The sequence below is a fragment of the Cytobacillus oceanisediminis genome (genome assembly GCF_007830235.1).
GTDB classification, from domain to species: Bacteria; Bacillota; Bacilli; order Bacillales; family Cytobacillaceae; genus Cytobacillus; species Cytobacillus oceanisediminis.
In genome coordinates, this window is sequence record NZ_VLKI01000007.1 from 16,110 (window position 1) to 29,079 (window position 12,970).

At 37.6% G+C, this 12,970-nt stretch carries 14 protein-coding genes; 11 read left to right on the forward strand and 3 right to left on the reverse strand.

Translation table 11 applies throughout. The features are described from left to right. Positions 1 to 14 precede the first annotated feature (14 nt). The 9 genes from IQ19_RS13145 (at position 15) to IQ19_RS13180 (ending at position 8,319) form a co-directional block, all read left to right on the forward strand. Positions 15 to 1,064: a TRAP transporter substrate-binding protein gene (locus IQ19_RS13145; RefSeq protein ID WP_144542860.1), complete on the forward strand. Its 1,050-nt coding sequence runs from the start codon at positions 15 to 17 to the stop codon at positions 1,062 to 1,064. 77 nt (positions 1,065 to 1,141) lie between these two features. Continuing rightward, complete coding sequence (locus IQ19_RS13150) at positions 1,142 to 1,612, forward strand: TRAP transporter small permease (RefSeq protein ID WP_158638775.1); 471 nt, start codon at positions 1,142 to 1,144, stop codon at positions 1,610 to 1,612. A gap of 3 nt (positions 1,613 to 1,615) precedes the next feature. Beyond that, a complete protein-coding gene (locus IQ19_RS13155; RefSeq protein ID WP_144542862.1) occupies positions 1,616 to 2,899 on the forward strand; it encodes a TRAP transporter large permease in 1,284 nt (427 codons plus the stop codon). A gap of 23 nt (positions 2,900 to 2,922) precedes the next feature. Then, on the forward strand, positions 2,923 to 3,699 hold the full coding sequence (locus IQ19_RS13160) for an HpcH/HpaI aldolase family protein (RefSeq protein WP_158638777.1): 777 nt from the start codon (positions 2,923 to 2,925) through the stop codon (positions 3,697 to 3,699). Between the two features lie 5 nt (positions 3,700 to 3,704). Then, complete coding sequence (locus tag IQ19_RS27750) at positions 3,705 to 3,881, forward strand: hypothetical protein (protein ID WP_158638779.1); 177 nt, start codon at positions 3,705 to 3,707, stop codon at positions 3,879 to 3,881. Between the two features lie 25 nt (positions 3,882 to 3,906). Further along, entirely contained in the window at positions 3,907 to 5,301 is a 1,395-nt protein-coding gene (locus IQ19_RS13165; RefSeq protein WP_144542864.1) for an amidase, read from the forward strand. A 15-nt stretch (positions 5,302 to 5,316) separates the two neighbouring features. Next, the gene (locus IQ19_RS13170; RefSeq protein ID WP_144542865.1) at positions 5,317 to 5,997 is read left to right on the forward strand and encodes an RraA family protein; all 681 of its coding nucleotides are present in this window, start codon (positions 5,317 to 5,319) and stop codon (positions 5,995 to 5,997) included. A 395-nt stretch (positions 5,998 to 6,392) separates the two neighbouring features. Then, positions 6,393 to 6,962, forward strand: a complete 570-nt coding sequence (locus IQ19_RS13175; RefSeq protein ID WP_144542866.1) for a dockerin type I domain-containing protein — start codon at positions 6,393 to 6,395, stop codon at positions 6,960 to 6,962. 109 nt (positions 6,963 to 7,071) lie between these two features. Further along, a complete protein-coding gene (locus tag IQ19_RS13180; RefSeq protein WP_144542867.1) occupies positions 7,072 to 8,319 on the forward strand; it encodes a helix-turn-helix domain-containing protein in 1,248 nt (415 codons plus the stop codon). 65 nt (positions 8,320 to 8,384) lie between these two features. Here the strand turns inward: IQ19_RS13180 and IQ19_RS13185 are convergent, their stop codons facing one another. Both IQ19_RS13185 and IQ19_RS13190 read right to left on the reverse strand, forming a co-directional pair. Beyond that, positions 8,385 to 9,320 (reverse strand): acetamidase/formamidase family protein, encoded by a 936-nt coding sequence (locus IQ19_RS13185; protein ID WP_144542868.1) that lies wholly within the window; start codon positions 9,318 to 9,320, stop codon positions 8,385 to 8,387. 70 nt (positions 9,321 to 9,390) lie between these two features. Next, entirely contained in the window at positions 9,391 to 10,296 is a 906-nt protein-coding gene (locus IQ19_RS13190) for a DMT family transporter (protein WP_144543047.1), read from the reverse strand. A 364-nt stretch (positions 10,297 to 10,660) separates the two neighbouring features. On the opposite strand from IQ19_RS13190, the gene IQ19_RS13195 reads away from it, so the two are divergent. Next, on the forward strand, positions 10,661 to 11,794 hold the full coding sequence (locus tag IQ19_RS13195; protein WP_144542869.1) for a M14 family zinc carboxypeptidase: 1,134 nt from the start codon (positions 10,661 to 10,663) through the stop codon (positions 11,792 to 11,794). Between the two features lie 52 nt (positions 11,795 to 11,846). Here IQ19_RS13195 and IQ19_RS27755 read toward each other — a convergent pair whose 3' ends face one another. Continuing rightward, positions 11,847 to 11,999, reverse strand: a complete 153-nt coding sequence (locus IQ19_RS27755) for a hypothetical protein (protein WP_158638780.1) — start codon at positions 11,997 to 11,999, stop codon at positions 11,847 to 11,849. A 286-nt stretch (positions 12,000 to 12,285) separates the two neighbouring features. On the opposite strand from IQ19_RS27755, the gene yyaC reads away from it, so the two are divergent. Then, on the forward strand, positions 12,286 to 12,906 hold the full coding sequence (gene yyaC, locus IQ19_RS13200; protein WP_144542870.1) for a spore protease YyaC: 621 nt from the start codon (positions 12,286 to 12,288) through the stop codon (positions 12,904 to 12,906). Positions 12,907 to 12,970 lie beyond the last annotated feature (64 nt).

Genomic DNA, 12,970 nt, shown 5'->3' on the forward strand with positions numbered 1-12,970 from the left:
AAGGGGGAAAAGTAATGATTACAATTACTAAAAAATTTCGTTTAGTGGTGCTTTTAATATCTTTAGTTTTGTCTATAGCAGGATGCGGTAGTAATGAGAAAACTACTGAAGGAAGTAAAGGAACGAGTAAAGGAGAATATACGATCAGACTTGGTGCATCTCAACCAGCGGACCACCCAATGACAACGACAATGAATAAGTTCAAGGAGTTAGTAGAAAAAGAAAGTGACGGTCGTATAAAGGTGGAGGTATACCCTGCAAATCAACTAGGGTCTCAAGCAGAAATGAATGAAGGAGTACAGTCTGGGACTGTAACAATGACGTATAGTTCAATCGCTTATATGGGAGGAAGTTACAATCCAAACTATAATTCTTTACTTTTGCCTTTTTTAGTTACAAAAGGAAATATTGTCAAAGCTTATGCTGCATTAGATGGTGAAATTGGTAAGGAACTGGCTGACCAAATGAGTAAAGTAGGAATCCTTCCTCTTGGCTATGGTCCAATTGGATTTCGACATATAACTAATAGTAAACATCCAGTAAAATCTCCAGATGATTTAAATGGCTTAAAAATTAGATTACAACCGAATGATGTTCATATTCAAACTTTTAAAATGATGGGTGCTAACCCTACAGCTATGGATTTCTCTGAGGTTTATTCTGGCTTGCAACAGCATGTAATAGATGGTCAAGAGAACCCTATTGATATTATTTACACTAATAAATTCTATGAAGTTCAAGATTACTTATCCTTGACCGGGCATTTTTATGATTATGCTGGGTTATGGATGAACAAGGAATTCTATGATCAGCTGCCCGCAGATCTTCAAAAAATTGTGAGTGAGTCAGGCTTGGAAGCGGTTAAGTTTCACAGAGATTTATACACAGAAAAGGAATCTCAATTTTTGGAATTACTAAAAAAAGAAGGAACTAAGGTATATGAACCATCAGAGGGAGAAATTAAGCAATTCCAGGAAAAATCAGCTCCTGTATATGACCAGTTCTTAAAACAAGCGCAAGGTAAAGAATTTACAGAAAAAGTATGGAAAGCGGTAGGGAAATAATTAGATATTCTTAGAGTGTTCCGGGGGATAGATTCTGCTTTCTATCCCTTTAAATGGCAAAGGAAAGGGAGGGTCCTATGCAGCTATATCTTAATTTTATGGACAAAGTAACTTTGCTGACAAAATATTTACTTGTATTAATTGTGACTTTGATGACCTTTTTGGTTTTTATACAGGTTCCCGGCAGATATCTATTTAACTCAACACCTGCCTACTTAAGTGAAATTGCGACTTACTGTTTAATATGGACAGCATTTATTGGATCCAGTCTTGCTTTCACATACAAGAAACATGTTTCTCTAACTTTATTTATTAAAAAGCTAAAGGGTAAAAAAGCAAAGTTTACGATTTTTATGAGTAATATTTTCGTACTTGGTTTTTTGGTTATATTACTGCTTTCAACTATTACATTTGCAGTTAGTTCATGGGAACAAATGAGTGCGACTCTAGGTTTTCGGATTACATGGCCGGCGTTAGGAGCTCCTCTAGGAACCTTGTTGATGATAATGCAAGTAGTAAGAAACATGATTGATCAAAGGGGGAGTTAAGTTTTGCTGCTTATATTAGGTTTGACTGTTCTTCTAACGATGGTCATAGGTGTTCCAATTGCTTTCAGTCTGGGTCTGGGAGGATCATTAGCTTTATTTATAGGCAGTGAAGTACCGCCTCTGTTAGTAATTGGCCAAAAGGTTTTTAGAGGCATGGAATCTTTCCCACTTATGGCGATACCCTTCTTTGTCCTGGCAGGTGAATTAATGGGCAAATCTATTACTACTAAACTTATCAACTTTGCTTCTTCATTAGTTGGTCATATAAGAGGAGGACTGTCACAGGTCACTACCCTTTCTTCCATGTTTTTTGGAGGTGTTACAGGAGTAGGGGTCGCTGAAACTGCAGCAATAGGATCAATTATAATCCCTGCAATGGATAAGAAGGGATATAAAAAATCATTTGCTGCAGCGGTTGTTGCAGCAAGTTCTACGCTGGGCCCTATCGTTCCCCCAAGCGTTCCAATGGTCATTTACGCTTTATCAGTAGGTGGAAGTGTTTCAATTGCAGGTCTTTTTCTTGCAGGTGTCATTCCTGCAATCCTAATTACAGTTTTCTTCATGATAGTCTCCTATATTATTGCAATTAAAGAGAAACATCCTGTTGAAGGAAAGTTTAGCTTCGCGAATGTTTTAAGGAGTTTAAAAGAGGCGATATGGGCACTTTTTATGCCGTTAATTATTGTAGGGGGAATGATTAGCGGTATATTTACAGCAACAGAAGCAGCTGTAGTGGCCGTTGTATATGCCTTATTTATCGGGTTTGTTGTCAATAAGGATTTAAAGCTTAAAGATTTGCCAGAGTACTTTGTCAATACTTCAGTAGTGACAGCAATTGTCCTGATGCTGCTGGGAGTCTCAAAAATAGCGTCATGGGTGTTAACTGTTCAGCAGGTTCCAAGTATGTTGTCAGAAATTCTATTAAGTGTAACAGAAAGTCCCATGATCTTTCTCATTATTATTTCAATTCTGCTTTTTATTGTTGGGTGTTTTATTGAATCTTCGGCAGCCATTATTATGCTAGCTCCGATACTTGCACCAGTAGCTATGTCCTTCGGGGTAGACCCGATTCATTTTGGTTTCATGTTAGTTATGAATCTAATGATAGGAATGATCACTCCTCCTGTAGGAGTCATCTTGTTTGTTGCAACAGGCATTGCAGATATCAAATTTGAGGCATTGATAAAGGCTATTGTACCATATATTGTCGTTGCCTATTTTGTACTTCTATTAGTTATTTTCTTCCCGGCACTTACCACATGGATTCCAAGTTTGCTTGGCTATTAAATTATAGATTGAGAGGGAAAAAGATGAATAAATTTGGAAAAAAACTATCAGAAAATAAAATTGCATTTGGAACATTTTGTGCACTAAAAGATCCAGCAATAATTGAGATTTTAGGATATGCGGGTTATGATTTCGCCATTATTGACCTGGAGCATTCAACTTTGGATTTATCCACAGTTGAACATTTTATACGTGCTGCAAAAGTAGCAAATGTCACTTCAATAGTTAGAATGACTCAAGGAGACTTTCCAACCATTTTAAGAGTAGTAGAAGCGGGGGCTGAAGGAATAATGTTCCCGCACGTTATGTCTAAGGAGGATGCCCAAAAAATTGTGGATATGGCTAAATATCCGCCAGTTGGAAGACGCGGTATTGACGGTTCTACAAGGTCAGCAAAATACGGAAATGTATCAATGACCGAGCATATGAGACTTCAAAATGAAAATGTTAGTGTAATAGGTATGATTGAAGATAAGGAAGCTGTAGAGAATCTGGATGTAATTTTACAGGTGGAAGGGTTGGATTATCTTTTCATTGGGGCCGCAGACTTATCGACTTCTTATAATTTGCCGCATCAAGTAACCCATCCAACGGTGCAGAAAGCTATTAAAGAAATTATCTCAAAGGCCAATGCAGCTGGGATTAAAGTTGGAGTGCCGGCCTATGATGAAGTCCAAACAGGTCAGGTAATAGAAATGGGAGCTGGATTCGTTACAAGCCCGGCCGTTGACACTTACCATTTAACGGAAACACTGACAAAACATCTTAATAAGGTGAAAAACTATCAAACAGAAAGGTGAAAACGATGAATAACAAACATTTTATTGAGTTTTTATTAAAGAAAAATGACATTAAGACTGGTTTTAATATTGATGAGTTAAGTAATCACCTTGATTTTTTAAAAGAAAAGAGTCAACTTCTTAAAAGAAATAAACGTTTAGCAGATTATGAACCGACTTTTACTAGCCATCAAAAATACTAGAAATAATTAATTCAAGGAGGAGAAAATGGCAGGAAATAAAGTAGAATTTTTAGAATGGTCATTTACCAAATTAAGTGAATCAATCAGAACGAAAGAAATATCTCCTGTTGAAGTTGTAGAGGAATCAATTAAATATATCGAACAAACAAACACCAAAATAAATGCTTTTATAACTGTTATGTATGACGAAGCTGCTGAAAAAGCTAAAAAAGCTGAGTCAGAAATTCTCAGAGGTGAATATAAAGGAACTCTTCATGGAGTTCCAATTGGATTGAAGGACATCATTTATACTAAGGGAACCAGAACAACATTTGGTGCAGAAAGGTATAAAGATTTTATTCCTAATATGAACGCTGAAATTGTTAATAAATTGGATGTCTCAGGAGCGATTATTATTGGGAAACAAAATTTACACCAATTCGCTTATGGGACAACTGGAGACAGATCTTTTTTTGGCCCGACCCTAAATCCAAAAAATACTGAAAAAGTCACAGGAGGATCAAGTGCAGGGGGAGCAGCGGCTGTCGCTGCAGACATGTGTTATGCCTCTATAGGGTCAGATACTGGGGGCTCTATTCGAATTCCAGCTTCTTTTTGCGGGATTGTAGGAATGAAACCGACATATGGCCTAGTCAGCAAACATGGATCAATGGCACTCAGCTGGTCTTTGGATCATTTAGGACCTATGACTAAAACAGTTAAAGATAATGCATTATTATTGAATGCCATTGCGGGCTACGATTCTAAAGATCCACAATCCGATAAATCCCAGCCAACAATTGATTTTTCATCTTTATTAGGAAAAAGCATTAAGAATTTAAGGATTGGGGTACCAAGTTCATTTTACTTCGACATCATACAGGAAGAGGTTTTGGAAAAATTTGAGAAGGTTATCGATTTATTAAAGAGTCAAGGTGTAGAGATTGTCCCAGTTAAGCTGGAGCATATGGACGAACTGTTAATTTCACAGCAAGTGGTTATTTCAACAGAAAGCTTTACTTCCTTAGAGAATGAAGTATCCGAGGCACCAGAAATGATAGATGATGAAGTCAGAAGCCGTATATTGGGAGGGATGCTCACTCAAGCAAGTGACTATATAAGAATGTTGAGAATGAAGAACTTCGGAATAGAAATGTTTAAAAACGCCATGAGGGATATAGATTTAATGGTTACTCCAACAATTTGTGCATTACCTTCGGATATTGAACAAAGGGTAGTTTATTTTGATGAGAAAAAGGAGCACCCAAGAATATTTGCTCGATTAACAGGACCTACAAATACAGTTGGTTTTCCATCGTTATCTGTACCTGGAGGAAAATCTAGTAATGGGCTGCCTATTGGAATTCAATTTATAGGCAGACCTTATGAAGAAACAACCTTATACCAGGTTGGCTATGCCTTAGAGCAGTTGATTAATTAATAAGGGGGGAGTGAAGTGTCAAACGTTGGTTGCAGGATTTACACTAATTTTACAAGGCCAGAAAAAGAACTTGTCCGAGCCTTTGAGAATATGGCAGTAGCAAATATCGCTGACAACATGAATCGGAGTTCTTGTTTGAATTCAAATATTAAGCCAATGAATTCGGGGAGAATATTAGGCCCAGCACTGACTGTTAAATCAAGAAAAGGTGATAATCTATTATTTCATAAAGCATTAGATATAGCACAGCCTGGTGATATAATTGTTGTTGATGCACAGGGAGATACATCAAATGCTGTTGCGGGTGAAATAATGATGCGTTATGCAATAAAGAAAGGAATCGGTGGCTTTTTAATTGATGGAGTCATTCGTGATTTAGATTCAATTACTGAATCACTGTTTCCTGTATACGCGATTGGAACATCTCCAAATGGACCATATAAAGACGGTCCAGGAGAGATAAATGTACCTATCTCTTGTGGCGGTGTTGTGGTTCACCCTGGAGATATTGTAGTTGGTGATAAAGATGGTGTAGTAATAATCAATCCAAAAGATGCTCCATTTTTGCTCGAAAAAACAAATAAAACCAATAAATGGGAAGAAGAGGTCTTTGAATCAATAGAAAATAACTCTTTTAATCGAGAATGGATAGATAAAAAATTAATGGAGTTAGGGTGTGAAATAATAAATAATTAAGTGAGAATATGAAAATTCAAAAGGTTTGTGATAATTTTTTAAAGCAATAGCAAAACTTAAAAGTTGCTATTGCTTTTTATCGTATTTTCATTTTCTCTTTTTTCCTTAACTGCTCTCCTTTTACGATAAGCTGCAAAATAGCTTAATAACTTTATTAGTTGAAAAAAGTTTATTGTTCTCGTAGCTTTAAAATTCTTCTTCAAATTAGTCCCCAAAACCTACTTTCAAGATTAAAAACACCCTATTTTTTATAAACCCACACCTTTAAATGTATCAATTTAGTAGCATGGTACTCCTTTCATTACCCCAATTTATACTCACAATGTTCCCCTTAACTATGAATATTGGCAACTACTTTATTTTTCAATCAATTTGCGAATTTTAGGAGGAAAACCATGAAGCAACGAAAGAATCTTTTAAAAGGTACCTTGGCCGCAAGTTTATTATTTTCTGCTTCCATTCCATTTATGTACTTGCAGAGAAGAGAGTTTGCCAGAGCAGCAGATGGAACTGTCTACCAGGGAACAATGGATAGCAAAGGATTATTTGAAGTCTTCGTACCTGCTGATCGCAAGGCCTATACAGTCTGCGTGGAGGTCCCAGGCCATACGGCAGAATATAAAAATGTATTGGCAAGCATAGGAGTTGATGGGGAGTATCGCGGTATATATGTAAGAATCAATCCGGAGGACAATCTTGCCGGTGATGTTAACCAGGATCAAATCATTGATATCCGTGATATGAATGAAGCAGTCGAAAACTACGGAGAACAAAACCCTGAGAATCCTAACCTCGACATTAACCAGGATGGAGTCGTCAATGAAACAGATGTCAGATGGATTGAGAAGAACTTCTTATCGAAGGGGCCTTTAGCAGGAAACGGAAACACACCAAAAGAAACGATTGGGAAAAAGGGGCTTGCTGATTTCTTAAAAATGATTGGCTTGGCGCCAAAGGGAGAATAATAGCTAGGAAAAAAGCGGGAGAACTATCTTCCGCTTTTTTTTATGGCAAGATAGAAAATTGTGAGCGCTTTAATTATAATAAGAGAATCAATGACAACCGAGGTGCATCATGATAATAGGGAAAATCATAAAATTTCACCGGGAAAAAGCAGGTCTGACTCAAGGACAGCTAGGAGAGGGTATATGTTCCGTAACCCATTTAAGCAAGATAGAAAGAGGAATCACTGAATTCTCAGAAGAAATTACAAATCTGCTTGCAAAAAAACTGCAAATTAACCCCCAGGATGAAATTGTTCGGTATCATGATCTTTCTAAAAGGCTAAATCAATGGCATGATGCTATGATTATGCAGCGTATACCAGAATCTGAAACTCTTAAAATTGAACTGGAAGAAGAAACCCTCATACATATGCCGGAGTTTCAAGTTTTATATCGTTTGCTCTCAGCCAGATATTATTTATCTGTTAATAAATTGGAATCAGCTTTTAGGATTATACAGGAACTGCAAAGGAATGAAACGGCGTTATCACCGCATGACCGTGGTATGTTAAAGCATGTACTCGGCATCTATTATTTTCTTACCGGCCAATTTCTTGATTGCATCAGCAGTCTAACTTCAATCGATCAAGACCAATATAACCATGAAGAATATTATTATCATTTGGCGATCGCGTACCATTCCATCCATTCCAATATCACAGCCTATTATTATGGAAAAAAGGCCCTTCAATATTTTCAAAGAACACTAAACATCCTTCGTATCATCGATACCGAAATGCTTTTGATCATTCAGCTTAATTCAAAAGAACTTCACGACTTTAATGAAACAAAAGAAAAATATGAACAGCTTATTAAATTATGCGATGCTTGTAACTCAGATGCCCGGAAATCCAAACTTTATCATAATCTTGCATTCGAATATTTTCGGAGGAAAAAGTATCGTGATTCTGCGGCACTATACAAGGAAGCTATAAAATTAACAGAGGAAAATGCCCCTCACTACTTAACGGCATTAGATGGATATATACATACCTGTTTTAAAGGAAGTCTGCAGCCTAAAGAGACTTTAATAGAATTATCGGAAAAAGGCTTAAAGCAGGCAAAAGACCTGGATTCTTATACATGGATTTACTTTCAACTGCATCTCCATTTATTAAGGGAGGAAGAAAAATTATATTATCAATTAATAGAGGAAACCGCATTGCCATACTTTAAGAATATTGGCTATGGCATCTTAATCGACCATTACGAGAAAAAGCTGTTTCATTATTACTCTCGAAAGGGAGATGCCCAAAAAGCTTTGGAATTGGCAAGTTCGTTTATACATAAACAAAAAAGCTATTATGATCATGACTAAATAAAACAAGGCTTGTACCTGGCTGCAGGTATATATTAGCCAGGCACAAGCCTAAATCTAGTTATTTATCTTATCGCCCCATGCGGCAGAACAGCATGGACTCCTTTTACTCCATTAACCACCTGTGTAATTCTCAAATCAACCGTCACACTTGCTAATGCTAGTGCTTCGGCTTTTTCAACCTCATGAATCTCCTGGATCAGTTCCACTATTCCATTGAGAGCTTCACCCGCTGCTGTATTCAGGTCTTCATTAAAACCAAATGTAATCCAGCCTGCAGGGGTATTGGCCCTTGGCAGCTTCAGCTGCAAATCTTCTCTAATCGTTAAAGTAATATCAACTAAATCCATTGGACACTCGATGGCTGTACCAGATACTTCTCCATCTCCCTGGGCTGCATGGCCATCACCAATGGAGAAAAGAGCACCTTCTACAGAAATCGGCAGATATAAAGTGCTTCCTCTTCCAAGCTCTTTGCAATCAATATTTCCCCCACAATAACGCGGAGGAGAAGTGGAATGGATGCCGGATTCTGCAGGTGCTACCCCCATCAATCCGATGAATGGATTAAGAGCTACGTGAAAGAGCCTATCAGAAATCTGGCATGTGCCAGTCATAGCGGTAGGGTTCAGTTTCCAATCCAATTGAATTCGATCCCCGCCAGTTAAACCAAGTTGATCATTTTGCCAGCTCTTATTCCCGCCTGCCCAATTCCGTCCATACCATCCCGGGACAATATCATTGAGTTTTACTTCCAGAACCATTCCTGGCTTTGCCTGTTTGACTTCGATTGGTCCCACCATTGGATGACCTGGCTTTTCTTCATTCTCTCTTGATTGAAAAACAACTCTTTTCTCATCCTTTGAGCTTGAATAGCCCCATTGGATATCAGGAGTTTGCAGACGAATGGAATCGCCTGAATCGATCGTTAAAATGGGTTGGTACTCATTGCTAAATGAACCATGCAGGTTTTGCTTATTTATTGTCAGTGTATGTTTCATAGATAATCGCCCCTTGAAAGGTATATTGACTTAAAAAATTATGTAATCAGTCTGCTTAGATCTTAATGACCTAAGCAGTTTTATTTTTTACGATATTTCCTTTGAGCTTTCTCTTAAATAGGTTTGGATTTGTGCCTGCATAAACGCCTGTTAGAACGAATCCAGCTCCTATTCCATGAGCCAATGTAAAGGTTTCCCCTAAAAAGATGGTGGCCATGATGACAGCTGATACTGGCATCACATTAATAAAAATAGATGCCTTTGCTGCACCAACTTCTTTAATTCCGTTATAGTACATAACAAACGAGACAACTGTAACAAAAATGCTCATATGAGCAATGGCTGCCCATGTAGTTAAACTAGCTTCCTGGACATCCAGCCAGGATGTTTCAGCCAGAGCAAAGGGCAATAGAAACAAAGTACCATACGCAACTGCATAGGTTGTTGATTCCACTGAACTAAACTTCTTCAATACGACTTTACCCACTACGCTGTAAATGGCCCAGCTTACAACAGCTCCAAGCAAAACGAAATCAATCGGTTCAAAACCATATTGGAAAAGGGTGAGAATGTGTCCTTCGGTAATGATAAAAACAACTCCAGTCAGAGCAATTGCCATCCCTATTATGCTGTTCCTGGTAATCTTCTCTTTTAAAAATAATCCCGATAAAAGAACGATTAGTACTGGATTAGAAGCAATAAATAACGAACTTTTAATAACCGGTGCATGTTTGGTGGCTAGAAAGAAACAAATATTATACAAAGCAATTCCCGTTAAACCGAGAAGAACAAACAAACCATGGTCCTTTAAAGTCGGCTTCTTCCGATCTTTTTCCATAACCCACATAAGCGGGAAAAGCAGGATGGCTGCCCCAAAAAAACGCAAAAAAGCAACGGTAGCCGGCTCAAAGCTTTGCACGGCAAACTTCCCAGCTATAAATGCGCTGCCCCAGGTGGCAGTAGCTAAAGTCAGCATTCCATATATAACCCATAATCTCTTTTTCAAGTCTTCGCCTTCATTCTTTTTTAATTTTTATAAATAGTATTATAGCATCTTATTCGTATTCCGAAATAGTTTTTTAGAAAGGTATAAGCTTGCAGTAAAATATAGGAAAAAAGAACGATTAAATATATTATTTTTAATCGTTCTTTATCGATTTAAAGCGAAAAACTGAGTTTTTTCCTCTATATGTACTATTAGGAAGTGGGTTATTAAAAAAATCTAGCTTTAAAATTTGCTGAAAATTCATACTTTCATCTCTGTTGGTCAATAACCTCATCTTATATTATTTCTTTAGGGTCCCGAATAAATGTGGGCTACTAAGAAGGGGTGAATACATATGAAGAAGATGAACATTGCAGGGAAGGTTAGTATGCTAACAGCACTTTTTGTTTTGCTGTTCTCCTCGCTTTCCTTTGCGGCAACCGTACCAGGAGGACCATCGACAGAAGGAAAGACGAACATTAACAGCATGCTATCCTATGAAGAAGTTGTTAAGACTCTTACTGATATCGAACAGACAAGCAAGGGGAAAGTAGAAGTCTTTACTCTGGATCGGTTCGGTAAATCCGAACAGGGAAGAAGTATTTATGTAGCCAAGGTTGGAACAGGGGAAAAGAAAGTTTGGATCCAGGCGCAAATCCATGGGAATGAAAAACTGGTAACAGAGGCAGCGCTGCAATTGTTAAAAACCTATGCAAGCAACAATTCCAAGGATGTACAAACAGTCCTGGAAGAGTCCACTCTATATTTTATTCCGATGTACAATCCAGATGGAGCGGAGATGAATACTCGCGGAACAAAGATTGCCGAAACCGAACAGTATCTCGACCTAAATCGCGATTGGGTTTCTGAAGGCGGATTTGCTGCAAAGGAATCCAAAGTGGTCTATTCATACTGGGCAGAGTTGAAGCCTGATTTTGCCATTGATTTGCATCATCAAGGATTGAAGCAGGTTTATGGTACGAATGAAGCGACTTCATTCTCTCTAGGAGTCTCTCTGGCGCCAAACGGGCCAACATTGCCAAACTATAAGAACTACAATGATGTTACAAGACAAATGCTGGCATACGTATATGATGAAATGAGCGGTTATGGCTACACCCATATTGACCGTTATCAAATTGTCGATAGACAAAACCAGATTGGTTACGATATAGATATAAAGGGCGGAGTTGTATCAGCCATGATGATGGGATTGAACTACAACGGTTTGAACCCTGACAACCATAGCCATCCTGCAGTCTTTTTTGAAACAAAGGGTAATTCCAGTGAAGGAAGCCTGGGCCAAAAATCGAATGGATACTTAACCAAACAAAACTATTTGGCCTTAAAATCTCTGGTTTATGGGTATGTGACTGGCGAGGTAGAAGAGGTTGATCCAAATCATTGGAATGACATACCGGCCTATCCATTAGCCGGTTACTGGACAGATTATAACGGAATTGTTCCAGTTGAATCATCGGGGTTTTAAAATATAGTCGGTAATAAATGAATGGAAGCTGGTATTATGCCAGCTTTTTTTTCTATTCTTTATTATTTTTCCGTTCATTTTCATCAACCATATTCTTCACGTCTTCTGTCATTTTATCAAAGGTCTGATTTACACGATTCATTACCGCATCCTGTGGACTGCCGCTATTTTGATATTCAATTCCTTCATTAAAGTCTTTTTCCAAGTTGTTCACCTCCGTTAAAAATATGATGTGTATAAGAGACCAAAATATTCCTCAAAATGTTACGAAAGATGATGAACAATAATCAGTCCTTTTTAGTATTATTGTAAAAAGGATCTTTTGAATATATATGTAGTTGAAGGGTAATACATAATGAAGAAATAAGTATAACTATATTAATATTTCCCTTTTTTGCTTTCGTTGTTTACACTAAGAATAATTATCATTGCTGAAAAAATATGTTCCTTACAAAATAGCAATTATTTACATGAAAGGGGGATAGAGGGATATGTGGCCTTTTTCAATAAACAAAAAGAGCAAAAAAATAGTGGATGCAGCTAGTTATATTTCGCTAAAGGAAACGACTGAAGAAGCTGAAATTGAAAAAATGGTTTCCAAACTGGAAGACATCTTCTACAGTACCTCTAAGGAAATTGTGATATTGTGCATTGGTTCTGACCGTTCTACAGGTGATTCACTTGGCCCTTTGGTTGGAAAACTTATAGAAGAACGGAACATTCCTTACCCGGTGTATGGAACCCTTAAAGAGCCGGTCCATGCCTTAAATATTAAGAAAGTTATAAAAAAAATTTATGAAACCCACCAGGATCCGTTTGTATTCGGGATTGATGCCTGTCTGGGGGATGAGCGGCAAATTGGCTATATTTTAATAAGGGAAGGGTCATTTATTCCTGGGAATGCTGTCAATAGGGTTTTGCCAAGTGTAGGGGATTACCATTTGAAGGCGATCGTCAATTCGCTGGATCCTTTATCGCCTATTCATTCCTTAAACAGTACACGATTATACACTGTTTTAAAGCTGGCTGAGATTATCGGTGAAATTATTGCACGAGTAGCTGCGAATGACCGGATATCAAGAGGGAATGCAGAGAAAACAAATGTAACTTAAAAGATATTTTTGGTTAAAACAACCAGAAAAATTGCTGTTCTGCAAATAGGTAAGTTATAATCAG

Coding starts and splice junctions, on each gene's coding strand:
- IQ19_RS13180 (WP_144542867.1), top strand. CDS start 7,072: ATGATAATAGGGAAAATCATAAAATTTCACCGGGAAAAAGCAGGTCTG.
- IQ19_RS13150 (WP_158638775.1), top strand. CDS start 1,142: ATGCAGCTATATCTTAATTTTATGGACAAAGTAACTTTGCTGACAAAA.
- IQ19_RS13185 (WP_144542868.1), bottom strand. CDS start 9,320: ATGAAACATACACTGACAATAAATAAGCAAAACCTGCATGGTTCATTT.
- yyaC (WP_144542870.1), top strand. CDS start 12,286: ATGTGGCCTTTTTCAATAAACAAAAAGAGCAAAAAAATAGTGGATGCA.
- IQ19_RS13165 (WP_144542864.1), top strand. CDS start 3,907: ATGGCAGGAAATAAAGTAGAATTTTTAGAATGGTCATTTACCAAATTA.
- IQ19_RS13160 (WP_158638777.1), top strand. CDS start 2,923: ATGAATAAATTTGGAAAAAAACTATCAGAAAATAAAATTGCATTTGGA.
- IQ19_RS13190 (WP_144543047.1), bottom strand. CDS start 10,296: ATGCTGACTTTAGCTACTGCCACCTGGGGCAGCGCATTTATAGCTGGG.
- IQ19_RS13195 (WP_144542869.1), top strand. CDS start 10,661: ATGAAGAAGATGAACATTGCAGGGAAGGTTAGTATGCTAACAGCACTT.
- IQ19_RS13175 (WP_144542866.1), top strand. CDS start 6,393: ATGAAGCAACGAAAGAATCTTTTAAAAGGTACCTTGGCCGCAAGTTTA.
- IQ19_RS13145 (WP_144542860.1), top strand. CDS start 15: ATGATTACAATTACTAAAAAATTTCGTTTAGTGGTGCTTTTAATATCT.
- IQ19_RS27750 (WP_158638779.1), top strand. CDS start 3,705: ATGAATAACAAACATTTTATTGAGTTTTTATTAAAGAAAAATGACATT.